The following is a 25,133-nucleotide window of genomic DNA, read 5'->3' on the forward strand; positions in this document are numbered from 1 at the left end:
TATATCAGTAGGGGTCATGTAGCAACGTAGACAAGAACCGGCTGGAGGCAAGTGAGCGGCGGTGCCGAATCAAGCATGTCGGTAGGTTCACACCATGGATAGCTACGACCTTGAAGCCAGTCCATTATTTTTCGCATATGCTGGGAAGGACACTCCAACATGTGTTCGATGGTAATGGACAGCTGAGTGGCCAAGCCGCTTTGCGGTGAAAAGATCCAATGATATTCCCCGCAGCCTACACGTAACTCCCCAGTCGCTTTTGTTGACATGCCAACCAGCCATTTGCACTTATGAACATTGGCGTCGGGCTTTGGAGCGTCACCGAGGCAGAATGTATAAACGTTCTCATATTGCAGGCTAAAGCTGCGTACTAGTACTTCAGCAATATCTTCGCGCCCCTGGACGTTGGGAGGAAAAAGGACGTTGCCTCTCTGCACTAGCACGTTAAGAGCTGCGTCTAGACTGAAAGCATGTTGCAATAAGTCAGGCCGATTTCCGTCCTTACCGAAGATGTAGCTCTCAATCGCTCTGGTGGCATTTTTCATGGACAAATCCTAATGCTGCTACAGATTGGCGAATCTGGATTCCGCGTGAATTATGGGTTAACCGAAACTTCCCCCTTCGCGGAATTTGGTACATCGAACATCCTATCGAAGACCCACTGAAACGCCAGCGCGTAAAAGAAGAAGAAAACGAACAGCCCCAGATCGGTGACCAGTGCAGCCCACCAAGAAATCTCCAGCCACCATGCCACCAGTGGTACCAACATTAGAACTAGCCCACCCTCAAAGCCCAGTGAGTGCAGCAAGCGTCTGCCCAACGTGCGAGCACGCTGTGGCTGACGCGCTTCCCAGAGTTCAAAAGCGTAGTTAAACAGCACGTTCCACAGCAGCGCGCATACAGATAACATCACCGACAGCGCACCCGCATGGGCCAAACCTTCGTCGTATATCAACGAGATGCTAGGCGATAGCACCGCAACAGCGATTGATTCATAGAGGATGGCTTGAAGAATTTTTCGCGAAGGTCCTTGCATGGTTTTTTCCCAAGGGTGGCGAGATCGAATACCTGCGACGGTATCGCTGCGTACACACCAAGAAAAATGAGATAAATTAAATATTCATCAATTCAATTCATCTAGGGAACGATGCGTGTTTTCGACTCTTCCGCTGAACGCGCTGCGCACCTTCGAGGCGGCTGCGCGACTGGGTAGCTTTAAAGCGGCAGCTGAGGAACTCTCAGTCACCCCCGCGGCCATTTCCCACCAGGTCAGGATGTTGGAAGCCCGCCTCGGAGCGATGCTGTTCAAGCGAGCTGGACAAGGCGTCGCATTGACCGAAGAGGGCGAGTTGCTATATCGCCAGACTCACCGCGCCTTGTTAGACATTCGCCGCAGCCTGGAGGCTTTTTATCCGGACACCGTTCCCCAAACCCTAACCATTTCCACTACGCCGGGCTTGGCCGCTGCCTGGCTAATTCCACGACTGGGTGGTTTCTATCGAAGCTTTCCACAAGTCAAGGTGCGGGTCGATACAGGTAACGAACTAGTCGATCTACTGCGTGATTCCAGTATCGATGTCGCTATTCGTTCAGTCAGCCGCGACGACCCGAAGTTGTTCTGTCAGGAGCTAATGAAAGAGCAATTCTCTGTTTACGGCGCCCCAGGCCTGGTGGCCTCGTTGAATGTAAATCAGATCGAACTGATCAACTTACACTGGAAAATTCCGGGAGCATTCTCAATCAACTGGGAAAGCTGGTGCGCGGCCGCAGAATGCCAGACCTGGCTTGAAACGGCGCAGATGCGTGAGTTCGACGATGAGTATTTTGCCTTGAGCGCTGCGATTGCTGGTCATGGGCTGGTGCTGGCAAGCAATGTACTGGTAGCCGACAGCCTCAGGCATGGAGAATTAGTGGCCTATAGACCAGAAGTAAGCCTGCTTGGTCCGCGTTACGTTGCGGTGTGCGTGCCAGGACGGGAGCGGCAGGTGCCTGTGAGTGCGTTCCTTATGTGGCTGGCAGGAGCCGCTCTGCAGGACGGCTGACGATACTCGGCCTACACTTTTTTGAGCGCGGACATACGACAAGTCTCAGGACTCGTGTGCTATTCGGGAGCTTGTGTTCTGTCGGCAGGACGCCGGGAGGGGGGCAAAACAGTTGAGTAGGTAGCACGTTGAACCGCAAGGGTATCAGCTAAACAATCGGCGCAATCACTACTTATTTTACAACGGGGCAATGAGCCATTAGCACATCTGTGCTAATTCCCCAGTAAGGGCATCAATGCTAACTTTTTTACTTTGTTTTTATTGTGAAAGAGGTTTTATGTTTAATCGCATCTCGAAGGTGTTGCTGGTTGCCACAATAATTCCGGTTATCTTGCTTGTTAATGGTTGCCGGGTGATTGCTCAGGAGCGATGGGTGGGAAGGTCAGATCAGGAAGCCTTGAACCTATTTGGTAAACCAGCAGCAGTCAAGAAGGTGAAGGGCGCGAATGGAGAGGAACTTATTGTCCTGACATGGGAGAAGTCTTCAAGCTGGACCAATACCGAAGCTGCAGGAACCTCGATGAATCATACCGGTAACGGCATGGTGTACACGGAGTATTATGAAACTGTAGGGCACAGTTCTGATTGTACGATTGAGGCCACCGTCAACCCGTTTGGCAAGATTGTGGATTTCAAGATTGATAATGGCCGTATAGTCAGTAATAAGTGTAAAAATATTCCTTACGTCCCTGGTTACATTCCGCCGGGGTTCTAGAGTATCTGCTACATCTTTACGGGGTCGAGCATCCCGCACCCTGTTACAGAGCAACAACTAAGGATGGTGATCATGAATTACAAATGCCTGTTGCCCATGCTCCTGCTGGCTGGTTGTGTTTCCCAACCTAATCACCAAGGTATCAATTGGGGGGAGGGAGCCTGCCCAAAACCCGCTCCAGAAAGCATCTCCGCCACCCATCATCTGGTGATTGAAGACGGTAAGACGCTGAAGTGCCAGATCCGTCCTTATGTCTGGAACATGGCTTGCCAAGGGATCGTTGACGGGGAAACTGAAGGTGTGGTTTGCCAGGATAATGGGGGGAACCAGATGATTTTCCTGTTTGACGACAAAGGCGTGCTTACTACGCATCGCAGCTTGAAGGCAGGTTAGGGGGGGCCAGCTGTTCCAGCCAGTCATCTCAAACCTGGAAAAACCGTCAATAAAATGCGGCGCCTGTTATGACGATGCCTTTCGTATTGCTGGTTTTATAAATCTTGACTAAACCCTTATTGCTGTCGCCACTGGAGTGACATATTTTTATTGCCTTATTTAGCTCTGGCTCAAAAATCTCAATGCCGCGGCAGCTATTTCTACCGCCAGGGGATTGTGTATATGCCGTTGTGTAAGTGCTTTGAGTTCCGTCGGATAAATAAATTAAAAGTGAGAGCGGAATTTGTAGTGTTAGCAGGCACACTAAAAATAATGCCAGTGGAAGTGCTGTAATCTTTTTTAGGGTGTTTATGAGGTTTCCAGACAATATGTCTTTTTTAAAGATGATAAAGCCTAACGAGCTTATAGCTGCCAAGATTAATGAGCTGGTGATATAGATTTTTTGAAAGTTCGGCTTGAAAAAAATCACTGAATAAATATGGCTACGCCATGCGAAAAGCAATGAAATAGTCAGCATCGTTCCAAAAATCATAGGCACCAAATAAAGGTACGAGTTCTTTTTCAATTTTGCTGCTCTCTATCCTCGGTGCCAGAATTATAGGCATCTTGTGCATTAAGTTTCCTCCCGCAGATCGCTCGCCACGAGTCCATGAACCAGTATCTCGCGATCTTAACAGCGTTGATTTCCTGAAACAAAATGCCGCCCATCATACGGGGGAGACGTTTTATCAAAGTAGTTCAGGCAGCTATGGTTGCGGCGCGCACCTGCGGGTTCCGGAATCCAAGCCTGAGTAACCTCTACCGAAAGCGGCCGGATTTCGGGCTCACATGCCCAGCGTAGGAATGGTCACCTCGCCACACTCTATGAGTTGGCCAGCGGTCAGTTGAAGCACATCATTGGGTTTTGCGGCGTACCCGGCAATAAAGCCGATGGCCACCAAGGCGATACAGAGCAGGGATCTTCTGAAAATCATTGGGAATTCGCTGAGTTGTTGGTGTGAAAACATGCAGCACTGATTCCCGATTGTGCAAAAGGTTCCTGGCGGGCTGGCTCTGCAAGGCGCCTCTTACGACAGCAGCACCACACGAGCACTCTCGAACAGCACGGGCCGTACAAGGATTTTGTAGCTGTCAGCATCGAACGACTGCGATGGCAAGGCCGGCGCCAATCGGGCCTCGGCCTCGCAGGCGTAAGTCCCGATGTACCGCCAGTTATCCACGACGTGGTATTGCTCCAACTGGCCATGGCGTTCGTGCAGTGCAATGGCGGCGGGGTATGGCCAGCGATGGACGGCCCAGTGGGCCAACGCCTGCAGCAAACGCTCGGTGTGGGCTGCATGGGTTTCATCGCCCCGGCATGCCCCGGCGCATTTACGGATCTGCGCACGGAAACAGCCCTTCGCGCTGGGTGGTTCTATACCCAGCAGGCTATGGCAGAGGCGGTGCTCGTCGGCGAGCAGGATCAACGCTTCGATTGCCATGCGTCGGCTGCGAAACAGCCCGTACAACTGCGGCCCCTCGGCCAGCGCGGTGGTGTCGATGATCTGCAGTTTGCCCCCGTGCAGGCGTAGCGAGCACAGGCGGCGCTGCCGGCGCAGGCGCTTGTTCTTCAAAGGCTGCATCTCTTTGATCAGGCGCGACTCCAGCAACAGCGCACCGATTTCTCCCGCGGTTTGCTGATATTCGATCCGCTGTGCCTGGCGCAACATGCGCGCTTCTTCGGGGGTACGCAGGTGCGCCAGCAGGCGGCTGCGGATATCGACACTTTTACCGATGTACAGCGGCATCGATTCACCTTGCGCGTAGAAAAAATACACGCCGGGCGCACGCGGTGCCGCCTCGGCCTGGGCGCGAAGGTGGGCAGGGTATTCAAAGGGTGGGGCGGGGAGAGTCGGGCGTAGAGGCATGCCGGATATAGTGCGGCATCAACTGGCCGAAAGGGTTGCCGCCGGTCGGTCCAGTCTCGCGGCAGTCGATAGTGATCAGGCTTGCGGGGCCGATTTTAATGCGCTGATCGCCGTGGGAGAGGGGGCATGATACCTTTGCGCGCAATGTGGCTAATTGGCATCAGGGAGTGATGGAATGGAATACAACACGGCACTGCTGGTCGCTGCCGGGCTTAACCTGCTGGTGGCGCTGATGCATATCGGGGTCATCGTCAAAGGGCCGTCCTGGTATCACCTGTTTGGCGCGGGCGAGCGCTTTGTACGTGCAGCCAAGGCCGGTCGCCGCTTCCCGGCGGTGGTGACGTCGGGGATTGCCCTGGTGCTCGCCGCGTGGTCGGCCTATGCGCTGTCCGGCGCCGGAGTGATCGACCCCTTGCCCCTGCTGCGCCCTGCGTTGTGCGTAATCACACTGGTGTATCTGTTGCGTGGTCTGCTGGGCCCGTTCGTGTTGGCCGGCACGGGCCGTAGTACGCGCTTTATCATGATCAGCTCGGGGATTTGCGTGGTGTACGGGCTGGTGCACCTGGTGGGGTTGGCGCAGGTGTGGAATACCCTGGCCTAGGGCGGGCAACGCGTGCGCTGTCGCCGCCTCGGCCAGTTTTGCTGTACGGGCAACCAGGGCATCTCGGTGGTTGATTCTCGTCAACTCCATGCAGCACTATTCTTGCGCTTTTCAGGGCCGACGGGCGCAACTGTGTAGATGCCGTCACCATTTCCAGGGGAAAACCAATGAAGTACCTGCGCACCTTGAATGCCGCAATGGAACGCTTTGTGAGGCGGTTTACCCGCACGCAGTTCCTGTGCGCTGCCATTGCGTTCACCGCGCTCAACTTCTTATTGGACTACACCGTTGCTTCATATACCTCCCTCTACCTGTCCATGCTCAGCGGTTGGCTGTTTGCCATGGGCTTTGTGAAGTTCCCGCCTCAGCCATGATGTGTCTATTTGATCAATACCTGGAGCGATGGGACCTGACCGTCGATGGCGATGCATTCGCCTCGCGCAACGGCAATCTATTGCCTGTTCGCCAGGACGGTGTGCCGGCCATGCTCAAGGTCTCCCAAGTGGCCGAGGAGCAAGCCGGCAGCGTGCTGATGGCCTGGTGGGACGGTGACGGTGCAGCGCCGGTGCTGGCCTATGACGGGGAGGCCTTGCTGATGGTGCGTGCGCTGGGCTCGGCTTCGCTTGTACAGATGGCCAACGGCGGTCGCGATGAAGAGGCCACGCGCATCCTTTGTGGCGTGGCCGCGCGCCTGCATGCGCCACGGGCCAAGCCGATTCCCGCGCTGGTTCCCCTGGCGCGGTGGTTCGAAGCGCTATGGCCGGGGGCGGCGAGGCACGGCGGGATCCTTGCGCAGTGCGCCAGCACCGCCCGCGATCTGCTGGCGGCGCCCCAGGATGTCGCGGTACTGCATGGCGACATCCACCATGGCAATGTCCTGGATTTTGCCGCGGCCGGCTGGCTGGCTATCGACCCCAAGGGCCTCTACGGCGAGCGCGGCTTTGATTACGCCAACCTCTTCTGCAACCCCGATCAAAGCGCCCTGGCTCCCGAGTGCTTTGCGCGGCGGATCGAAGTGGTCGCCAAAGCCTCTGGAATCGAGCGGCGTAGGCTCCTGCAATGGGTGCTCGCCTGGGCAGGTTTGTCGTCGACCTGGATGCTCGAAGACGGTGAAGAGCCGGGAATCACCCTCGGGGTGGCGCACCTGGCGGCGGCGGCACTGGGCGGTGATTATCGTCAGGCTTAGTTGCACATAACAGAAAGGTAATCTTTAAGCTACCTTGGTGAAAGGGTCGGTTAGTTAATCTCAAGTCTGGAAAAATGACTTGAGAGATAAATCTGATGAACCTGTTGAAACTAAGTATTGCTGCATTGGCGTTGTCATTATCCACGGTCGCGTTCGCCACAAACGGCGGTGATCGTGGGTATGAGAAGTTGATGAGCGATAACCAGCAAGCCATGGCTGCTTATGCGCTAAAACAAGGTAAGGAACAACCCCAGGTCCAGGACTATCGCTATGGCATGAAACTGGACATCGCCAAGGTGGTCAACGTGACCCCTAAGATCAGCTCCTGCGACATCGTCCCGTCGCGCATGACTTACGAGGACTCGAGCGGCAAGCTCAACACTATCGAATATCAAGTCATGGGGCAGTGCCGTAATAATGGCCGCTGAAAGGTTGCCCTATGACTGCGCAGGCACCGTTGATTGACCGCGAGCTGGCGCAGCGTTTTCTGACATGCGCACGCTGTGCCAGCTTTCGCCAGGCTGCCCGTAGCCTGAATATCCGTACTGCAGAACTGCGCAAGCAACTGGCCCAGTTGGAGGGGCGGCTGGGTAGCCCGCTGTTTGTATTACGAGAAAATGCCCTACGCCTGACCCTCAAGGGGCAGCGCCTGCAAGCGCTGCTGATAGCGCGGTTTGGCGATGTTCAACCACAAGTGGGCGCCGTGCCTCAACCGCTGTTGCGTCTGGCCGTGGAAGACTCCCTCATGCACGACCTGCTGGCGCGTGAGGTGCTGGATTTTATGCGCAAGCACCCGGCAATGCAGTTGGAAGTCATCCCGCTGACGGGCGAGCCAACACGCCAGGCGGATGTCATGGTGTGGTTGGCGGATGCTGACCGTCCTCGTCCAGCGCCGGGGTTTGCCATGACCACGCCGCAACGTCTGGCGCGCATTGACTTCAGCCCGCATATGGCCAAGCGTTACTGTCGCGGCAACCGTTTGCCGACGCAAATTGCGCACTTGTCCGACTTTATGCTGGTGCAAGGCCGTACGAATGCGCCGGTTGCGGCGTTTGCACCCTGGAACCGCCTGGTCAAACAGCGCCAGCGCGCAGTGGCCCAGGTGCATTCCCAGGCGTGGGTGCAGGAGTGGGTCAGGCACAGTGCCTGTGTCGGTTTGTTACCGGACTACATCGGCCATTTGGATAAAAACCTGCTGGCCCTGACCCCCTTGTTTGGTGAGCCTATGGAACGGCTGGCATGGCTGTCCACGGCGCCCTTGACCGCTGAGCAACCCCATGTGCAAGCGCTGGTGGCGTTGATTCACAAAGTGTTCGAAGAACGGCGTGACTGGTTTGAAAGAGTCATCTAAGTTGGTATTGGTTTTAACCATTCTGAAATATTCGATGTGAATGCCTGTGTAACTTGTAATTCCCTTGTTTATAAGGTCCTTGTCGCGGTTAAAGGGCAAGAAATATCCATGGTCACAAAACTGTCTTGTGAATAAATCCAAAATGTCATTTGGTCTTTGGAAACTCCCCGTCGCCAAGTAATACTTAACGATAGTGAGGGGAAGTTGATGTCGATTAGTTATTCAAAGTGCGTTCGGTTAACTCAATTCAGCCTGGCGGTGGCGGGCAGCGTATTGGCCATTTCGGCGCAGGCAGGCACGGTAACCACCGATGGCGCCGATATTGTGCTCAAAACCAAGGGCGGCCTGGAAGTGGCCACTGCCGACAAAGAGTTCAGCTTCAAGCTGGGCGGGCGTATCCAGGCCGATTACGCCCGGTTTGATGATTACTACACCCGTAACGGCAACACGGCGGACGCCGCGTATTTTCGGCGTGCCTATCTGGAGTTTGGCGGTACGGTCTACAAGGACTGGAAATACCAGATCAACTACGACCTGTCCCGTAACGTGGGCAATGACAGCGCAGGCTACTTCGACGAAGGCAGCGTGACCTACACCGGGTTCAATCCGTTGAATGTAAAAGTAGGGCGTTTCTACACCGATTTTGGCTTGGAGAAAGCCACCAGTTCCAAATGGGTCACGGCCCTGGAGCGTAACCTTTCCTACGATGTGGCCGAGTGGGTCAACGACAACGTCGGCATGGGCGTACAGGCCAACGGCGTGGTGGGACAGATGGCCTATTTGTCCGGCAGTGTGTTCAGCGAAAACAACAACGACACTGACGGCGACAGCGTCAAGCGCTACAACCTGCGCGGCGTGTTTGCGCCACTGCACGAATCCGGCAATGTGTTGCACGTAGGGCTGCAATACGCCTACCGAGACCTCAAGGACGCCGCCATCGACACGCGCATCCGCTCACGCATGGGCATGCGTGGCGTCGAGACCAACGGTGGCAACAGTGCCGGCACCAATGGCACCCGCTCGGTATTTGGCGGGAGTGCGGCCCAGCAAGGCTTATGGCAGGACGACTCGGTGTGGGGCCTGGAAGGTGCTTGGGCGCTGGATGCGTTCTCGGTGCAGGGTGAGTACCTGCGACGGACCCTCAAGGCCGATGCAGCACAGAGTGACATCAAGGCCAGCGGCTACTACGCACAACTGGCCTATACCCTGACCGGCGAGCCTCGCATCTACAAACTCGATGGCGCCAAGTTCGACTCCATCAAACCGCAAAACAAACAAATCGGCGCCTGGGAGGTGTTCTACCGCTACGACGCGTTTACCGTCGAAGACGATAATGTCGTGGTCAGCACCAATGTGCGCCAGGTAGGTGACAGCCAGGGCAAGGCGCACACCCTGGGCGTCAACTGGTACGCCAATGAGGCGGTCAAGGTCAGCGCCAACTACGTCAAGGCCCGCACGGACAACGTCAGCAACACCCTGGGTGATGACACCGGTGATGGGGTGGTGATGCGCCTGCAATACGCTTTCTAAGCCACAGGTTCCGAAATCAGATGAGCCCCGGCGAGTCGGCGATACTGTCGACTGGTCTGCCGTCATCCCCTGTAGGAGCGGGCTTGCTCGAGAGGGCGGTGGTTCAGTCACCATTGTCGGCGGCTGATCCACCGCTATCGCCGGCAAGCCAGCTCCTACATTTGTTGTGTAGCGCAATCAGTCAATCCGCGGATGCTGTTGCGCCAGGTTCTGGCGCTTGGCTTCCAGCTCGGCGATCTGTTCGTCGAGGTCTTCGATCTTCTGTTCGATATTGTCGTGATGCTCCTGCAACAGCTCCCGTGCCTCTTCCATGTCCGACGCTGCCGGGGCCGCGCCGCGCAGGGGTTTGTTGGCGGTTTCCTTCATGGTCAGGCCGGTGACCAGGCCCACCACGGCAATGACCATCAGGTAGTACGCAGGCATGTACAGGTCGTTGGTACTTTCCACCAGCCAGGCCACGGCGGTCGGGGTCAGGCCGGCGATCAGTACCGAGATGTTGAACGCACTGGCCAGGGCGCTGTAGCGGATGTGGGTGGGGAACATCGCGGGCAGGGTGGACGCCATCACGCCGATAAAAAAGTTCAGCACCACCGCCAGCATCAGCAAGCCTGCGAAGATCAGCCCGAGCTTGCCGCTGTTGATCAGCATAAAGGCCGGAATAGCCAGGGCCAGCAGGCCGATACTGCCGGCGATGATAAAGGGCCGGCGCCCGACCTTGTCGCTGATAAAGCCGATCATGGGTTGCACGAACAGCATGCCGACCATGATCGCGATGATGATCAGCACCCCGTGGTTTTCGCTGTAGTGCAAGTTGTGCGTCAGGTAGCTGGGCATGTAGGTGAGCAGCATGTAATAGGTGACGTTGGTCACGGCCACCACGCCGACACAGGTCAGCAGGCTGCGCCAATGCTGAGTGGCGACCTCCTTGAACGATACGCGCGGGCCACGTGCCAGGCCTTCGCGGTCGCCCTGTTCAAGCTTTTCGACATGCTGTTGGAAGGCTGGGGTTTCTTCCAGGGCGTGGCGCAGGTACAAGCCGATCATGCCCAGGGGCAGGGCGAGGAAGAACGGCAGGCGCCAGCCCCACTCCTGGAACTGTTCTTCACCTAGCACGCTGGAGATCGCCACCACTACGCCCGCACCGAGCACAAAGCCTGCGATGGAGCCGAAGTCCAGCCAACTGCCGAGGAAGCCGCGCTTGCGGTCGGGGGCGTATTCGGCGACGAAGATCGAGGCCCCGGTGTATTCACCACCCACCGAGAAGCCCTGGGCCATCTTGGCCAACAGCAACAGGATCGGGGCCCAGATGCCAATCGAGGCATAGGACGGAATCAGGCCGATGGCAAAGGTGCTGATGGACATGATCACGATGGTGGCCGCGAGGACTTTCTGCCGCCCGTACTTATCCCCCAGCGCACCAAAGAACAGGCCACCCAGTGGGCGGATCAGGAACGGCACGGAAAAGGTCGCCAGCGCCGCGATCATCTGCACGCCAGGGTCGGCGCCGGGGAAGAACACCTTGCCCAGCACATAGGCCACGAAGCCATACACCCCGAAGTCGAACCACTCCATGGCATTGCCCAGTGCTGCGGCGGTGATCGCCTTGCGCATCTTGGCGTCGTCGACAATGGTGATGTCTTTCAACCCGATTGGGCTGACACTTTTCTTGCGTGATTTCATACAGGTCACTCTGTCACTGAACGGTGTCGATGCCATTGTTTTAATGGCATGGTCTACTCGGTCAGATACATGAGGACACGAAATAATTCACCGCTTAATGTTTTTTTTCCTGTAGGAGCCGGCTTGCCGGCGATATTCGTCAACGCTGACGCAGCACAACTGCCCTGATACCCACCGCACAGCGCTCCGTTATGGTCGCCCACCCCGCAGACAAGGGTGCTTTTAGTCCCAATCCTATTTGCTTCTTTTTTGCCACTGATAAGCTTTTTTCCTGGAAAAGTATCGGGAAATTCTTGTCATGATCGTAAATGCCGCCGTACCCAACGAGTTCAACGCCCTACGCGTTATCACGTTGGCAACCGACGCCACCTGTGCCAATTGGCTGTCCGGCGCGTTGAGCAGTATGGGCGTTACAGCGCTGGCCAACGCTAAATCCTTGAGCGACGTAGAGGCCTGGCTGGTCGACCAGCCGGTGGACGTCATCTGCTGCGAAATTCGTCCGGGGTCTGATGATGGGCTGATGCTGCCAAGCCTGCTCAAGGGGCTGCACGAAGCCGGCGCCGTGGCGCAGTTGCCGAGCATCTTCTGGACCGGTGAAGCCACCTTGAATGCGCAGGTGCGTGCTGTGGAAGAGGGCGGCGTGGCTTCCCTGCATGGCGGCACCCCGCAGCGCTGGATCAAGCACATGGGCGGGGTCGCCATCAGTGCGTTGGAGTCCCATGCCCGATTGGCCCGCGCCGCCGGGATTCTGGTGGAGATCCTGCGCGAAGGCGCAACCCTGGAACTGGGCGATGCCTTGCGAGCCGTGATGCTGACCCGCGCGAAACCGGACCCGCAGTTGCACATGACCACATTCGACGCCTTGGCCGAGGATGAAGTGATCAATGCGCTGACCACGGGGGAGGGCTTACGCTTTGTGTTCCAGCCACAATTCGAGCTGTTGAGCCGGCGTGTAGTGGGAGCCGAGGCATTGGTGCGCTGGAAGCACCCGCGCTTTGGTGAAATCCCGCCGTCGGTGCTGATGCCGTTGGTTAACCGACTGGGCCTGGACCTGTTGCTGTTCAGCCTGGTGGAAATGTGGAGCATCCGGGCGATGCTGGCCCTCAAGCGTGAAAACATTCTGATCCCCATCGCGGTGAATGCCTCGGCAAAAACCATTTGCACCCCATATTTTGCCGACCGCCTCGCCACACGGATGCAGCAGGCCGAATTGCCAAACCACTTGCTGAAAATCGAGCTTACCGAGGACGTACCCGAACCGGACGAACTGCATCTTTCCGCATCGCTGACGGCAATCCGCGCCAAGGGTTTCCAGGTGTCCCTGGATGATTTTGGTACCGGCGCGGCCACGTTGAACCTGTTGGCGAACCTGTCGTTCGATGAAATGAAAATCGACGGCTCATTCGTGCGTGCCGTAGAGCAGCACTCGTCATCACGCAAGGTGATTGCGGGTATCGTCAGTTGGGCCGGCCTGCTGAATCTGAACCTGGTGGCCGAGGGCATTGAGGATGAGTCCACGATCCCTCTGCTGCATCGCCTGGGCTGCCGCGTCGGGCAGGGTTATGCGCTGGCGCGGCCGATGGAAATCGAGGCCTTTTTGAGCTTCCTGATTGAGCGGGGGAAACACCCGTAAACATACTTCTGTCTGTGTGGCTCTGGGAGGAGGCGGTTTTTAGGAGTGCTCTTATTTCAATTGTTTCGCCATGGCTTTAAATTTCCATCATCGATTTTTTTAAATTGTATGCCGCTGGAGTTAACTGCTCTGCCCATTCGATAACCACTGCTGGATGTCTTGAATCTCAAAAAGTCGACTACTTGCCTGGCAACTTAAAGTTTGCCGGTGGGTGTTGTATTGCCTGATCGAAAGTTCGCCTGTTTGTTTTTAATGTGCGATGGCTCAGTTGCACGGATGGAATTGATGTTGTAGGTCCGTCTTCCCTGGCGGCAACTTACCAATGATGAGATAGCGTTATTTTTCATCTTTTTGCTCGTTATACAGAGTGTCCTGTGATCTATGAAACGCTTACAAATTGCTTTGCTGGATGATCATGCAATCGTGCGACATGGCCTGGTCAATCGATTGCTGCAGGAACCTGATTTTGAAGTGGTCGGTGTCTACGCCCGTACGCGTGAACTATTGGCAGGGCTGGCCAAGGACCCGGCGCAGGTGCTGTTACTGGACTATGTCCTGGGGCCCAGCGAGTTGGATGGCGTGTTACTGATTCGAGCGTTACGGGTGAAGTTTCCACAATGCCGCATCCTGGTGTTCTCTACGCACCATGACGCCGCCACCGTGATCCTGGCCTTGCGTGCCGGTGCCCGGGGATTTCTCGGCAAGGGTGAAGACATGGGTCAGTTGGTCGACGCCGTCCGGTTGGTGGCGTCGGGGGCGGTTTACCTGAGCCCGGACATGGCCTACAGGGTTGCCGAAGCCACTGCGGTCAACTATGACGGCGAGGCGCGCAATCGCGAGGATGCGTTGCGCTTTGTCAGTCTGTCTGCCCGTGAGCAAGAAGTGATTCGCTGTTATCTGACGGGCATGACCATCACCGAAATTGCTGAGAAATTCAGCCGTAGCATCAAGACCATCAGCTCCCAAAAGGCTTCGGCTTTTCGCAAGTTGGGTGTGATATCGAACAACGAGCTATTCAAGATCAAGCACCTCATTGAAGGTATCTGAACCTGGCGGGTTGGCGCCGTGTCATTTGCCGCTTGTTGCATATACTGTTCTATCGTTGGGTATCCCTGTTTTCGGCAGCGCGGCTTGCGCTGGGTTGAGTGGGCTCGATCATAATGAAATCTATACGTATTGCTTTGTTGGATGATCACGCGGTTGTTCGACATGGGCTGGCCAATACCCTGGCGGCCGAGGCGAACTTTGAAGTAGTAGGCATTTATGAGCGCAGCCGCGACCTGATCGCCGGTCTCGCCACGGCGCCTGCAGACTTGCTGCTACTGGATTTCTCCCTGAGTCCCGAGGAGTTGGACGGCGTCTCATTGATCCGTGCCTTGCGAGTCAAGTTTCCCGCTAGCCACATCCTTGTGTTGTCCACCCATCACGACCCGGCGACCGTGGGCCTGGCCATGCGTGTCGGAGCCCGCGGGTTTGTCGGCAAGGGTGAGGACATGGACCAGCTGGTCAAGGCCATCCGCAAAGTGGCATCGGGGGCGGTGTACCTGAGTCCCGACATGACCTATCGCCTGGCCGAAACCGTCACCAGTGATACCCGCAAAGGCTCTGACGAAGTGCCGGACGCCCTGATCCTGGCGGAGTTGACCAGTCGCGAGCAGGAGGTCATTCGTTGTTACCTGGCGGGCATGACCATCACTGAAATTGCCGAGAAGTTCAATCGCAGCATCAAGACCATCAGCACCCAGAAAACCTCGGCGTTTCGCAAGCTGGGGGTTACGTCGAACAACGAACTGTTCAAGCTCAACAAAATCATTGGCTCGCCATGAGGCGGTGGTGGTTGGGGGGCTTGTTGTTGTGGTCGCTGGGAGGGGCCGTCTTCGCTGCTGGCCCGGTTCAACTGAGCGAGCAGGAGCAGCGCTGGATACAGCAGCATCCGGTGTTGCGGGTGGGCGTGGTCGAAGACCTGATACCTTTTGAGTACATGCGTGATGGCACCCTGCAGGGACGCTCAGTGCATTACCTGCAATTGGTGACCGATGCCACCGGCCTTGAATTCACCTATGTTCCGGGAAAGACCATTGAGATACGCGAGCAAATGCTCCTCGATGGCCAGGTGGATCTGCTGTCCTCTTACTTGCGTTTCAGGTCTGAGCCGGCCACCAAGGGCCTTGCCTTGCTGACCTACCAGACCACCTCGCCGATCATCGTGACGCGTTTCGAAGGCCCGGATATTTTCGACCTCGACCAACTGCATGGCAAAACCGTGATGGTTCCTGACGTGGATCATTACGAAGAGATCGTCGGAGCATCAGGAATCGAGGTCACGCTGATCAAAAGCAAATCGGCCCTGGAGATGCTGACCCGCGTCCAGGACGGCAGTGCTGACGCGGCCGTTGCCACGGAAACCTTCCTGATGCCTTATCTGTACCGCCAGTTCCAGGGCATCCTGGAGGCTTCAGGTGTGGTCGGCAGCCAGATGCTGGATGTCAGCATGGCGGTTCGCTCGGACCAGGCACTGCTGCATTCGATCCTCGAAAAAGTCCTGGGCTCGATCACTGCCGAGCAACGCAATGACATGTACGACCACTGGTATCACGAGCTGGATCTGGATGTTCCAACCCTGCTTGCCATCTCCAGCCACTACTGGCATGTCCTGATCATGGGGGCGTTGGTGCTGGCCAGCCTGTGTGTGCTGGTCTATCGCGGCCATCGCAGGCGGCGTCAGGCTGTGCGCAACGAGCAGGAAAAAACCATGTTCCTGGCGGTCATGGGCCATGAAATTCGTTCGCCGATGAATGCCGTGCTGGCGGCCATGGAGTTATTGGGGCACACCCGGCTCAATGAGCAGCAGCGCCACTTTGTGCACCTTGCCAATGGCGGCGCCAATGCGTTGGTGCGTTTGCTGGATAACGTGCTGGACACGCCAGGCTCGGGTGCGCGGGCGTTGCGCCTGAGCATTGAACCGACCGATGTGACGGCGCTGGTGCAGGGCGTAGTGGGCTTGCACCGCCTGCGCGCACGGGAAAAGCACCTGAGCCTGAATGTGAGCATCCACACCGCGCTGCCCTTGCTGTTACTCGACAGCTCCCGCCTGACGCAGATTCTTCATAACCTGCTTTCCAATGCCATCAAGTTCACCGATGCCGGCGGTGTCGACATCAAGCTGTGCCTGTTGGACCTACCGGCCGGTGGTCAACAGTTGCAAGTCAAGGTGCGCGATACCGGGATCGGTATCAGCGAAGCGGTACAGGCATCGTTGTTCCGGCCATATGCCCAGGCCAGTCAATCCTACAAGCGCTCCGGTGGTACCGGGCTGGGCCTGGTGATCTGCCAGCAACTGGCGAACTTGATGCAGGGGTCGTTCACACTCAGCAGTGAGCCGGGGGTTGGCACGACCTTCATCCTCTGCGTGCCGGTAACGGTTGCCCCCCAGACTGCTGAACCACCGCAGATTCAGCAGTCCGCGCCAGAGGCCGAGACGGGCGGCCTGCAAATCCTGGTCGTGGAAGACACTCTGGCCAACCAGGAAGTGCTGCGGGCGCAGATCGGCGGCTTTGGCTGCGAGGCGGTGATCGCCGCCGATGCCGCCCAGGCCCACAGCTTGTTCGCGCAGCAGGCCTACCAATTGATCCTGATGGACTGTGACCTGCCGGACCAGGACGGTTACAGCCTGGTTCGCGAACTGCGTGAGTTCGAGCGCGGCTTGGGGCGTCCACGCTGCCCAATCATTGCCATTTCTGCCCTGACCGGTGAACAGCACCTCAAACGTTGCATGGATGCTGGGATGGACGCCGCATTGAGCAAGCCGATACGCCTTGGGCAACTGCGCGAAGTGATCGAGCGTTGGTGCGACGTCACCCTGGCTGCACCCCGTGCGAGCCTGATGGCCCCACAGCTGGATCAGGCGGCGATCAATCGGGAGATGGCCAGTGACCTGGGGAGCCTGATCAAGGCCATAGCGCTCTGTGACCGCCCCAGCGCCGTCCACGTTGCCCATCGTCTGCACGGTGCTGCGCTGATTATGGAGTGGCTGGCCCTGGGGCAGAGTGCCGAGTATCTGGAGCGCCTGCTGCGTGCGCAGGAGGGCTGGGATAGCCCGGCCTACGCCCAGGCCCTGCGGGCGTTGGTTGAGCATTGGCGGGCCTTGGGCGGGGATGCTCCCCTGGAAGTGCTGCCGCCCGCGCGTGCCACGCGGGTGACCCAGCGATGAACGCCAAATTGCTACGCCTGCTGCTGATAGCGTTCGTGCTGGGAAACCTGGGCGTCGGGGTGCAGGCCGGCCCGACGCCGCTGGAGCTGACCCAGCAGGAGCGTGATTGGATTGCTGCCCATCCGGTGCTGCGTGTTGGCGTATTCGATAACTTGCTGCCTTTTGAATACATCAGCAATGGCCAACTCAGAGGGTTGTCAGCCAAATACCTGGGGTTGATTGCATCGCGCACGGGCCTGTATTTCGAACCCGTCACCACCACTACGCGCAGCGCCCGCAAGGACATGCTGATCAGCGGCGAAGTCGATATCTTGTCCACCCGGCGCCGGGACGATGACCCGGCAAAGGATCTCGGGCTGCGTTACACCACGCCCTACAACACCAGCTCGACCGTTATCGTCAGCCGTTTTGGCGATCAACCGTTTGCCGACTTGGAGCAACTCGCCGGCAAGCGGGTGGTGATGCTGGGGCGCGAGGAGGATTACGTCGCTTTTTTGAAGCGTAAGGCCCCGGGGATAACCATTGTTTCTGCCCTGAATGCGCTGGACATGATGGCGATGGTCAAGGACGGCCGCACGGACGCGGCGATTGCTTCGGAATGGCTGCTGATTCCCTACCTGTCCCGCCAATATCATGGGGTACTGCAGATTTCTGGGGTGCTGCCGTTGCTGCATACCGGTGTGAGCATGGCAGTACGTGACAGCGATGTGCTCCTGCTGTCTATTTTGGACAAGGTGCTGGCTTCCATCAGCGGCGAAGAGCGCAAGGCGATCTATGACGCCTGGTTTGCGGATATGGACCTGGACATTCCTACCGTCAAGGCCATTGCCGAGCACTACCAAAGTGAGCTGTGGTTGCTGCTGGCCGTGGTGGCAGTGCTCGTCGGACTGGTCGTGCAAAGTCGCCTGCAACGGCGCCAGGCCATGAACAGCGAACGGGAGAAGGCGATGTTCCTGGCGGTCATCAGCCATGAAGTGCGTTCGCCGATGAACGCAGTGCTGGCCTCCGTGGAACTGCTGGAGCACACCCCGCTCGATGAGCAGCAGCGACATTTCACCGGCTTGGCCAATAGCGGCGCCAATACCTTGCTGCGGCTGGTGGATGATGTGTTGGATATCTCCAAGATGGAAGCCGGGCAACTGGCCCTCAATCTTGAACCGGTGGACCCATGGGCGCTGGTCTTGCGGGTAGTCGACGAGCATCGAACGCAAGCGCAGGAAAAGGGCATTGAGCTGCTCGTCACCGGCGAGCGTCCCGGCGACCCATTGTTGCTGGACGAACTGCGTCTGGCGCAGGTGCTGCGCAACCTGATCTGCAACGCCGTCAAGTTCACCGATGTGGGTCGGGTAGAGGTGCAGTTGCTACAGCTGGAAAAGCCTGCGGTCGAGGTGCGACAACTGGTGATCCGGGTCATCGATACGGGCATAGGCTTGTCCAAGCAGGCGCAAGCCTCGCTGTTCCGGCCGTATGCCCAGGCCAAGCAATCCTATCGACGCACTGGCGGTACCGGCCTGGGCCTGGTGATCTGCCGGCGCCTGGTCAGGTTGATGCGTGGCAGGTTGGTGCTCAGCAGCTTGCAGGGGGTCGGTACCCAGGTCGAGGTACGGTTGCCAGTTGAACGGGCTGTTTCCCCGCAACTGCCGGCACCTGAGCCTGCGCCGAGCGCGGAATCGGCTAACGGTTTGCAGGTGTTGGTGGTGGACGACTCGCTACCCAGTCGGCAAGTGTTGCAGGCACAACTCGACAGCCTTGGTTGCGCGGTGCTGCCGGCGGCTGATGCCGACCAGGCGGTGGCGTTGTTCAGTGCGCACCGGGTCGATATGGTGCTGATCGACTGTGACTCGCCAGAGGGCGACGCCGAGCGCATGGTCAGCGCGTTTCGTGAGTCGCAGCTCCAACAGGAACGCTCATATTGCCCGATCATCGCGCTCTCGCAATTTAGCGGGAATGAATACCTGCAACGTTGTTTCGATGCCGGTATGGATGGTGTACTGAGCAAACCGCTCCAACAGGTCATGTTGCAGCAGATGATTGAACTCTGGTGCGAAGTAACCCCGGCGCCGCAAGTTGCAGAGTACCCGGAAACTCCAGGGTCGCCGGAGGCCGTGCGCCAGGAACTTAACAGCCTCATAGAACTACTTGCCCTGCGCGATCGCGGCATGGCGCTGGAGGCGCTACACAGGCTGCGCACTGCCGCGTTGGACGTCGGTTGGGAGGACTTCGCGGCCACGGCGCAGCGTATCGAAGTGCTGTTGCAGGACGAAGTGAACTGGCCAGCAGAAGCGGTTGCGGGTCATGCCCGTAGCCTGCTTGAGCACAGGGCCGGGCTTCCCTGCGGAGCCTAGGTAGAGTAGGGGCTTCACAGCAGGACAGGTTGCTCTGGGAATGATGCAATCGCCGCGAATTGCATGCCCTGCCGCAACATATGCCTCACCGCCTCGATAAAGCTCGATGGCGGCCACGGGTTGTTCGCAGCTTCTCTATTGATAAACATTGCAGCGCCTGTTTTTAGGAGTGCTCCTATAGACGGGCTATTAATGCTTTTTTCATTAAGCAGTGCAGTGCAACAGTAAGTTTTATAGTGGTTTTAATTGTTGGGGATTTACCGTGCTCAATTGTTTTTCAGAGCACTCCTATATTGAGTTCGATGTGGGCTCCCTAAACTTAGCCCCGCAACAGCACAGAAGCTCTCCGATAAACGGAGGCTTTACAACTTACTGTAGAACATCGCTCTCTCGGAGTTACTCATGAATTACAAAGCCCGCGCCCTCGCTGTACTGGTCGCTGCCACCGCCTCTACCGTTGCTCTGGCTTCAGACGGCAAAATCGATTTCAACGGCGAACTGAAAGCCGAAACCTGCAAGGTTGCGGTTAACGGCGCGGCTGGTGCGAGCCCGTCGACTGTCACGCTGCCAACCATCTCTACCGCTGCCCTGGGAGCAAAAGGCCAAGTGGCAGGCCAGACCGGTTTCAATATCGAGCTGAGCGATTGCTCTGCCGCGCTGAAAACAGCTGCTGCATTCTTTGAGTCGAGCGGCAGCGTTGATGCAACCAGCGGCAACCTGAAGAACGTGAGCGGTACTGCCACCCAGGTTCAGCTGCAATTGGTTGACGCAACCAATGGCAACGCGATCAAGGCCGGCAACACTGCGCAGGTCACTTCCACCAGCCGTATTGCCATCAATGCAACCTCCAAGGCCGCCATCCTGCCATACGCTGTCCAGTACTACGCTCAAGCCCCGACCACTCCGGGTACCGTAGTTGGCTCCGTGACTTACTCCATCAATTATCAGTAAGTCGCCGCTCATGGATACACGCCCTGTTCAGCAACAAAAGGGCGTGCTTCCAGGCAGCAACGGGATTACGTAATGCCTTGCACATCTGCCCTCAGACAATTGCTCCTGGCAAGCCTTGTGACACTGACGTGTTCCCAGGCTATCGGGGGTGTAGTGATTACCGGAACCCGCCTGCTCTACCCGGCGGACCAGAAAGAAATCACGGTAAAACTCAACAACAATGGCACGCAGCCAGCGCTGATCCAGTCGTGGATCGACACCGGCAGCGTCGAGTCGACTCCGACCAGCTCCAAGGCGCCGTTCCTGCTTTCACCGCCGGTGGCGCGCATCGATCCGACCAAGGGCCAAAGCCTGCGGGTGTTGTTTACCGGGGCTCCAATGGCCCAGGACAAAGAGTCGGTGTTCTGGCTCAACGTATTGGAAATTCCACCCAAGCCCGAGGCGGGTGCAGATATCAATACGCTGCAAATGGCATTCCGTTCGCGGATCAAATTGTTTTATCGCCCGACCGGCTTGCCAGGCACTGCCAGCGAGGCGATCGAGCAGGTGCAGTGGCAATTGGTGCCCGCACGCGATGGGCAAGGCTTGGCCTTGCAGGCCTTCAATCCGTCGGCGTTCCATGTTTCGCTGATCGAGTTGGAACTGGTGGCTGGCGCCCAGCGTGAGCGCAGTGAAGACGGCATGATCGCTCCGGGTGAAACCCGCCAATTTGTGCTCCCAACGCTCAAGGTCCGACCGGCTGCGGGTGCTCAGGTGGAGTTCAGCGCCATCAACGATTACGGCGCACTGATCCCGACCCGTAAAGCACTCAAGCCCTGATTAAACCTCAAGTTTTTTAGTCGCGAGTCATTTATGTCGACCTCTTCCAGCTGCAGGCTTTCTCTGCGGGCGCGGCCTTGCTTCGCCTTGAATCCGCTCTCTGCCTTGATCCTAAGGGTATTGGCTATCGCCCCTGGTGCATGGGGTATACAGGGTGCGCTGGCGCAAGAGGTGCAGTTCAACGATGCGTTCCTGCCTGAAGACTCGCGCAATCTCGACTTGGGCGCCTACCAGACCGGCAACCCGGTGATGCCCGGGCAATACCGTGCAGACGTAGTGCTTAACGGCCAGTTGAACAGCCGCCAGGACATTCGCATCGACGCCCAGGCCGACGGCAGCAAGCCGGTGGTCTGCATGACGCGTAGCTTGCTTGAGCGTCAGGGCGTGGAGATGAGCAAGCTGTCGCCTGAAAGCACTTTGGCGCTGGACAGCCAGGGCTGTGCCGCCGTGGGCAGTCTGATCCCGGGTGCAACCGCGAATTTTTCCCCGGAAAACCAGGCCCTCGACCTGAGCATTCCCCAGGCGGCGCTGCGGCGCAATGTCCGGGGATACGTCAGCCCGGAACTGTGGGATCGCGGCGTGACCGCAGGCATGCTCAGCTACAGCTTCAATGGCAGCCGTAACCGTACCCGCAGTGGCAACTCTGACTCGGCATTCCTGGGCCTGCACACCGGCCTCAACCTGGGTGACTGGCGCCTGCGCCACAACGCGTCGATGAGCTGGCAGTCACGTCAGGGCAATAATTACCAAGCCCTGGACTCCTATGCGCAACGCGACATCACCGTGTTGAAAAGCCAACTGACGGTGGGCGAGTCCAACACCACCGGCGAGATCTTCGACACCCTGGCCTACCGTGGTGTGCAACTGGCCAGTGACGACCGCATGCTGCCCGACTCCATGCGCGGCTATGCCCCGGTGATCCGTGGGATTGCCCGCACCAACGCCCGTGTGACCATTCGCCAGGCCGGCAATATCCTGCTGGAAACCACCGTGGCGCCCGGGGCATTTGTGATTGATGACCTGTATTCAACCGGCTATGGCGGCGACCTCAGTGTCAGCGTGGCGGAAGCCGACGGCACCGAGCAGAACTTCATCGTGCCCTATGCCTCGGTCAGCCAGTTGCTGCGCCCCGGTACCTCGCGTTTCAGCCTGACCGCAGGCGAGACCCGCAACAACTACGTCGACAAGCAATCGCGCCTGCTACAAGGCACTGTGCAATATGGCCTGAACAATACGTTCACCGGATTTGCCGGGATGCAGTCCAGCGATGACTACACCGCCGTGCTCACCGGCCTGGCGTTTGGCACGCCGATCGGTGCCATGGCCATCGACTTGACTCACGCCCAGACCGACCTGGCCACCGGTGCCGCCAAAGGGCAGAGCATGCGGGTGTCCTACAGCAAAAATGTACTCAGCACGGGCAGTAACTTCACCGTTGCGGCTTATCGTTTTTCTACCAGCGAATACCTGGACTTCAGTAACGCCATGCAACTGCTCGATGCCGAGAAAACGGGGTGGGACACCAGCATGTTCGGGCGTCCGCGCAGTCGCTTTTCGGTCACCGCCGACCAGAGCCTGGGGGAGTGGGGGCAAGTGGCAATCAGTGGCTATGCGCAGAACTACTGGAACCTGCCGGGCAGTGATTTGCAGTACCAGTTCAGCTACAGCAAGCAGTTCAATCGCATCAGCTTCAGTGTGAACGCCAACCGCAGCCGCATGGGCCTGGGGGACATGGAAAACAGCTTTTTGCTGACCATGAGCATGCCTCTGGAATTTGGCGGTCCAGGCTTCAGCCCGCAAATGACCGCACAGGTAGGACGTGACTCCCAAGGCAACTACAGCGAGCAGGCTGGCATCAGCGGCACCGCTGGCGAGGACCGTCAATATGGCTACGGCGCGACAGTCGGCCATGACGGTGCCAGTAACAGCAAGAGCGCGGCCCTCAATGGCCAATACACCGGCGCGCGCGCCATGCTCAGCGCTGCCCTGGGACGCGGTGATGGCTACACCAGCGCCTCGGTGGGCGCGAGCGGCAGCGTGGTGGCGCATGCCGATGGGGTGACCATGACTCCTTATCGCGGTGAAACCATGGCGGTGGTCAGTGCCCCGGGTGCGCAGGGGGCCAAGGTGTCCGGCTACCCTGGCCTCAAGCTCGACAGCCGCGGCAATGCCGTGGTGCCGTACCTACGGCCATATGAGTTGAACGAAGTGGCAATCGACCCTATTGGTAGCTCGCTGGACGTCGAGCTCAGCGAAACCAGCCAACAGGTGGCCCCGCGTGCCGGTGCGGTGGTGCACCTCAAGTACACCACCAACCAGGGCCGCGCAGTGTTGCTCAACGTACGCCTCGACGATGGCAGCAGCCTGCCCTTTGGTGCTGGCGTGACAGATATCGACGGCACCTCGGTCGGCGTGGTCGGGCAGGGTGGCCAGCTCTACGCACGGATCAAGCCGCAAACCCGTCAGTTACTGATCAACTGGGGAAGCAAGACCCATCAACAGTGCGCACTGGTCATCCCGGCGGGCCCCGGCGAAGGGCAGCAATTGCAACAGGTAGACGCGGTTTGTGCGGCCGGTAAGCAAGTGGCTGGCAGCGTGCAGCCCAACACTCTTCAAAAGGTACAGTTATGAATATTGGCGCTTTGATCAAGGCGGGCCTGGCCGTCGCGGCATTGTGGGCGGCGGCGGGGACGGCCATGGCGGTCACCTGCACCTACATGGAGGGTATCCAGCCGGCGGTGGGCTCCATGCCATTGCAGATTTCGGCGATCACTATCGGGCGCGATCTGCCGGTGGGTACCGAGGTATATCGTCAGCGCTTCAGCATGGCTGCGGGCCAGGCGCCCAAGCTTGAATGCCTCTATGCCCCGTATCAGCAGTGGACTGAGATGACAGTCGACTCCAGTTATGCCATGGCCAATGTGTCCAGCGGGACCTACGCCAACAAAGTCTATAGAACCAGCATTCCGGGGCTGGGGGTTGCCTTCAACAGCTCGGGCGGCCTGCTGCCAAGGCAATCTGGCAAGGCATGGACCACATGCACATCTGGCTACAGGTGTTTGGTCCCATTTGACGGGCCTTCGAACTTTGAGCTGATCTTGATCAAACTGGGCGATGTAACGCCTGGTGTATTGGTGGGCAGTACGTTGCCGGTCGTCAGTCTGTTCGGCAACTTCGGCGATGCGAGAATGCGCGGCTTCAGTATGGGGATCTCCGGCAATATCCAGATTGTCTCGAGTACCTGTCGTACACCGGATGTCTCGGTGCCCATGGGCTCTCATCTGACCTCCAAGTTCACCGGGCTCAACAGCAGCACGGGCTGGACGGATTTTTCCATCGCTTTGAATGACTGCCCGGCGTTCAACGGGATCTATACGACAACGGGGCCGGCCTGGTCATCGCAAAGTGGCACGTCGCCTCTTGGTACGAACGTCGATAGTGGCTCTCTGGTGCGTAACACCCTGCAGTACCGCATCGACCCCGCGCGTACGGCGATCAACACGAATAACGGTGTACTGAGCCTCGACCCTGGCGCCACGGGCAGTGCGCCCGCCGCCACAGGGGTTGGCGTGCAGGTGCAGAACCGCAACGGCAACTCGGTCATCCTTGGGGCCAACCAAAGCAGCGGCCTCACCCTGCGCCCCAACGAGGGGAGTTATACGATCCCCTTGCGCGCCCGTTACCTGCAGACGGCGAGCAAGGTAACCCCCGGCCCGGCGAATGCCTCGGCGACGTTTACGATTATTTACCAGTGATTGCTCCTGCAAGGC

General features: G+C 58.0%; 24 protein-coding genes. 18 read left to right on the top strand and 6 right to left on the bottom strand.

What is annotated here, in order from left to right; genetic code table 11:
- Positions 1-14: 14 nt before the first annotated feature.
- Complete coding sequence (locus HBO11_RS04575; RefSeq protein WP_169954326.1) at positions 15-545, bottom strand: hypothetical protein; 531 nt, start codon at positions 543-545, stop codon at positions 15-17.
- Between the two features lie 50 nt (positions 546-595).
- Complete coding sequence (locus HBO11_RS04580; protein ID WP_169954325.1) at positions 596-1,036, bottom strand: PACE efflux transporter; 441 nt, start codon at positions 1,034-1,036, stop codon at positions 596-598.
- Positions 1,037-1,151: 115 nt separating this feature from the next.
- Here HBO11_RS04580 and HBO11_RS04585 point away from each other — a divergent pair, with 115 nt between their 5' ends.
- From HBO11_RS04585 to HBO11_RS04595, 3 genes are all read left to right on the top strand, one after another.
- Positions 1,152-2,042, top strand: a complete 891-nt coding sequence (locus HBO11_RS04585) for a LysR substrate-binding domain-containing protein (RefSeq protein WP_169954324.1) — start codon at positions 1,152-1,154, stop codon at positions 2,040-2,042.
- A gap of 277 nt (positions 2,043-2,319) precedes the next feature.
- Positions 2,320-2,757 carry a hypothetical protein gene (locus HBO11_RS04590; protein ID WP_169954323.1) on the top strand — a complete coding sequence of 146 codons (438 nt, stop codon included), beginning with the start codon at positions 2,320-2,322 and terminating at the stop codon, positions 2,755-2,757.
- 72 nt (positions 2,758-2,829) lie between these two features.
- The gene (locus tag HBO11_RS04595; protein ID WP_169954322.1) at positions 2,830-3,150 is read left to right on the top strand and encodes a hypothetical protein; all 321 of its coding nucleotides are present in this window, start codon (positions 2,830-2,832) and stop codon (positions 3,148-3,150) included.
- Between the two features lie 46 nt (positions 3,151-3,196).
- On the opposite strand, the gene HBO11_RS04600 is transcribed toward HBO11_RS04595, so the two are convergent.
- From HBO11_RS04600 to HBO11_RS04610, 3 genes are all read right to left on the bottom strand, one after another.
- Positions 3,197-3,715: a hypothetical protein gene (locus HBO11_RS04600; protein ID WP_169954321.1), complete on the bottom strand. Its 519-nt coding sequence runs from the start codon at positions 3,713-3,715 to the stop codon at positions 3,197-3,199.
- 259 nt (positions 3,716-3,974) lie between these two features.
- A complete protein-coding gene (locus HBO11_RS04605; protein ID WP_170058695.1) occupies positions 3,975-4,157 on the bottom strand; it encodes a hypothetical protein in 183 nt (60 codons plus the stop codon).
- Between the two features lie 60 nt (positions 4,158-4,217).
- Positions 4,218-4,937, bottom strand: coding sequence for an endonuclease (locus HBO11_RS04610; protein ID WP_262380955.1), 720 nt, complete (start codon positions 4,935-4,937; stop codon positions 4,218-4,220).
- Between the two features lie 295 nt (positions 4,938-5,232).
- Between HBO11_RS04610 and HBO11_RS04615 the strand changes: the two genes are divergently transcribed.
- The 6 genes from HBO11_RS04615 (at position 5,233) to HBO11_RS04640 (ending at position 9,725) form a co-directional block, all read left to right on the top strand.
- Positions 5,233-5,658 (top strand): hypothetical protein, encoded by a 426-nt coding sequence (locus tag HBO11_RS04615; protein WP_169954319.1) that lies wholly within the window; start codon positions 5,233-5,235, stop codon positions 5,656-5,658.
- A gap of 167 nt (positions 5,659-5,825) precedes the next feature.
- Positions 5,826-6,032: a hypothetical protein gene (locus HBO11_RS04620; protein WP_169954318.1), complete on the top strand. Its 207-nt coding sequence runs from the start codon at positions 5,826-5,828 to the stop codon at positions 6,030-6,032.
- A complete protein-coding gene (locus tag HBO11_RS04625; RefSeq protein ID WP_222931752.1) occupies positions 6,029-6,844 on the top strand; it encodes an aminoglycoside phosphotransferase family protein in 816 nt (271 codons plus the stop codon). Before HBO11_RS04620 ends, HBO11_RS04625 begins: the two co-directional genes overlap by 4 nt.
- A gap of 95 nt (positions 6,845-6,939) precedes the next feature.
- Positions 6,940-7,272: a DUF2790 domain-containing protein gene (locus HBO11_RS04630; protein ID WP_169954317.1), complete on the top strand. Its 333-nt coding sequence runs from the start codon at positions 6,940-6,942 to the stop codon at positions 7,270-7,272.
- 11 nt (positions 7,273-7,283) lie between these two features.
- Positions 7,284-8,195, top strand: a complete 912-nt coding sequence (locus HBO11_RS04635) for a LysR family transcriptional regulator (protein ID WP_169954316.1) — start codon at positions 7,284-7,286, stop codon at positions 8,193-8,195.
- Between the two features lie 207 nt (positions 8,196-8,402).
- The gene (locus HBO11_RS04640) at positions 8,403-9,725 is read left to right on the top strand and encodes an OprO/OprP family phosphate-selective porin (protein WP_169954315.1); all 1,323 of its coding nucleotides are present in this window, start codon (positions 8,403-8,405) and stop codon (positions 9,723-9,725) included.
- Between the two features lie 177 nt (positions 9,726-9,902).
- On the opposite strand, the gene proP is transcribed toward HBO11_RS04640, so the two are convergent.
- On the bottom strand, positions 9,903-11,405 hold the full coding sequence (proP, locus tag HBO11_RS04645) for a glycine betaine/L-proline transporter ProP (protein ID WP_169954314.1): 1,503 nt from the start codon (positions 11,403-11,405) through the stop codon (positions 9,903-9,905).
- A 298-nt stretch (positions 11,406-11,703) separates the two neighbouring features.
- Between proP and HBO11_RS04650 the strand changes: the two genes are divergently transcribed.
- The 9 genes from HBO11_RS04650 (at position 11,704) to HBO11_RS04690 (ending at position 25,118) form a co-directional block, all read left to right on the top strand.
- On the top strand, positions 11,704-13,038 hold the full coding sequence (locus tag HBO11_RS04650) for an EAL domain-containing protein (protein WP_169954313.1): 1,335 nt from the start codon (positions 11,704-11,706) through the stop codon (positions 13,036-13,038).
- A gap of 381 nt (positions 13,039-13,419) precedes the next feature.
- Complete coding sequence (locus tag HBO11_RS04655) at positions 13,420-14,085, top strand: response regulator transcription factor (protein WP_169954312.1); 666 nt, start codon at positions 13,420-13,422, stop codon at positions 14,083-14,085.
- A 113-nt stretch (positions 14,086-14,198) separates the two neighbouring features.
- Entirely contained in the window at positions 14,199-14,864 is a 666-nt protein-coding gene (locus tag HBO11_RS04660) for a response regulator transcription factor (protein WP_169954311.1), read from the top strand.
- Between the two features lie 20 nt (positions 14,865-14,884).
- Positions 14,885-17,248: an ATP-binding protein gene (locus HBO11_RS04665; protein WP_262380956.1), complete on the top strand. Its 2,364-nt coding sequence runs from the start codon at positions 14,885-14,887 to the stop codon at positions 17,246-17,248.
- On the top strand, positions 17,245-19,593 hold the full coding sequence (locus HBO11_RS04670) for a transporter substrate-binding domain-containing protein (RefSeq protein ID WP_169954309.1): 2,349 nt from the start codon (positions 17,245-17,247) through the stop codon (positions 19,591-19,593). The genes HBO11_RS04665 and HBO11_RS04670 overlap by 4 nt, the downstream gene beginning before the upstream one ends.
- A gap of 402 nt (positions 19,594-19,995) precedes the next feature.
- On the top strand, positions 19,996-20,544 hold the full coding sequence (locus HBO11_RS04675) for a fimbrial protein (protein WP_169954308.1): 549 nt from the start codon (positions 19,996-19,998) through the stop codon (positions 20,542-20,544).
- A gap of 153 nt (positions 20,545-20,697) precedes the next feature.
- Positions 20,698-21,363 carry a fimbria/pilus periplasmic chaperone gene (locus tag HBO11_RS04680; RefSeq protein WP_307830297.1) on the top strand — a complete coding sequence of 222 codons (666 nt, stop codon included), beginning with the start codon at positions 20,698-20,700 and terminating at the stop codon, positions 21,361-21,363.
- Between the two features lie 171 nt (positions 21,364-21,534).
- Positions 21,535-23,994: a fimbria/pilus outer membrane usher protein gene (locus tag HBO11_RS04685; protein ID WP_346266869.1), complete on the top strand. Its 2,460-nt coding sequence runs from the start codon at positions 21,535-21,537 to the stop codon at positions 23,992-23,994.
- Complete coding sequence (locus tag HBO11_RS04690) at positions 23,991-25,118, top strand: fimbrial protein (protein WP_169954306.1); 1,128 nt, start codon at positions 23,991-23,993, stop codon at positions 25,116-25,118. Before HBO11_RS04685 ends, HBO11_RS04690 begins: the two co-directional genes overlap by 4 nt.
- The last annotated feature ends 15 nt before the right edge of the window (positions 25,119-25,133 follow it).

The sequence above is a fragment of the Pseudomonas sp. WS 5010 genome (assembly GCF_012985565.1).
In the GTDB taxonomy this organism is placed as follows: Bacteria; Pseudomonadota; Gammaproteobacteria; order Pseudomonadales; family Pseudomonadaceae; genus Aquipseudomonas.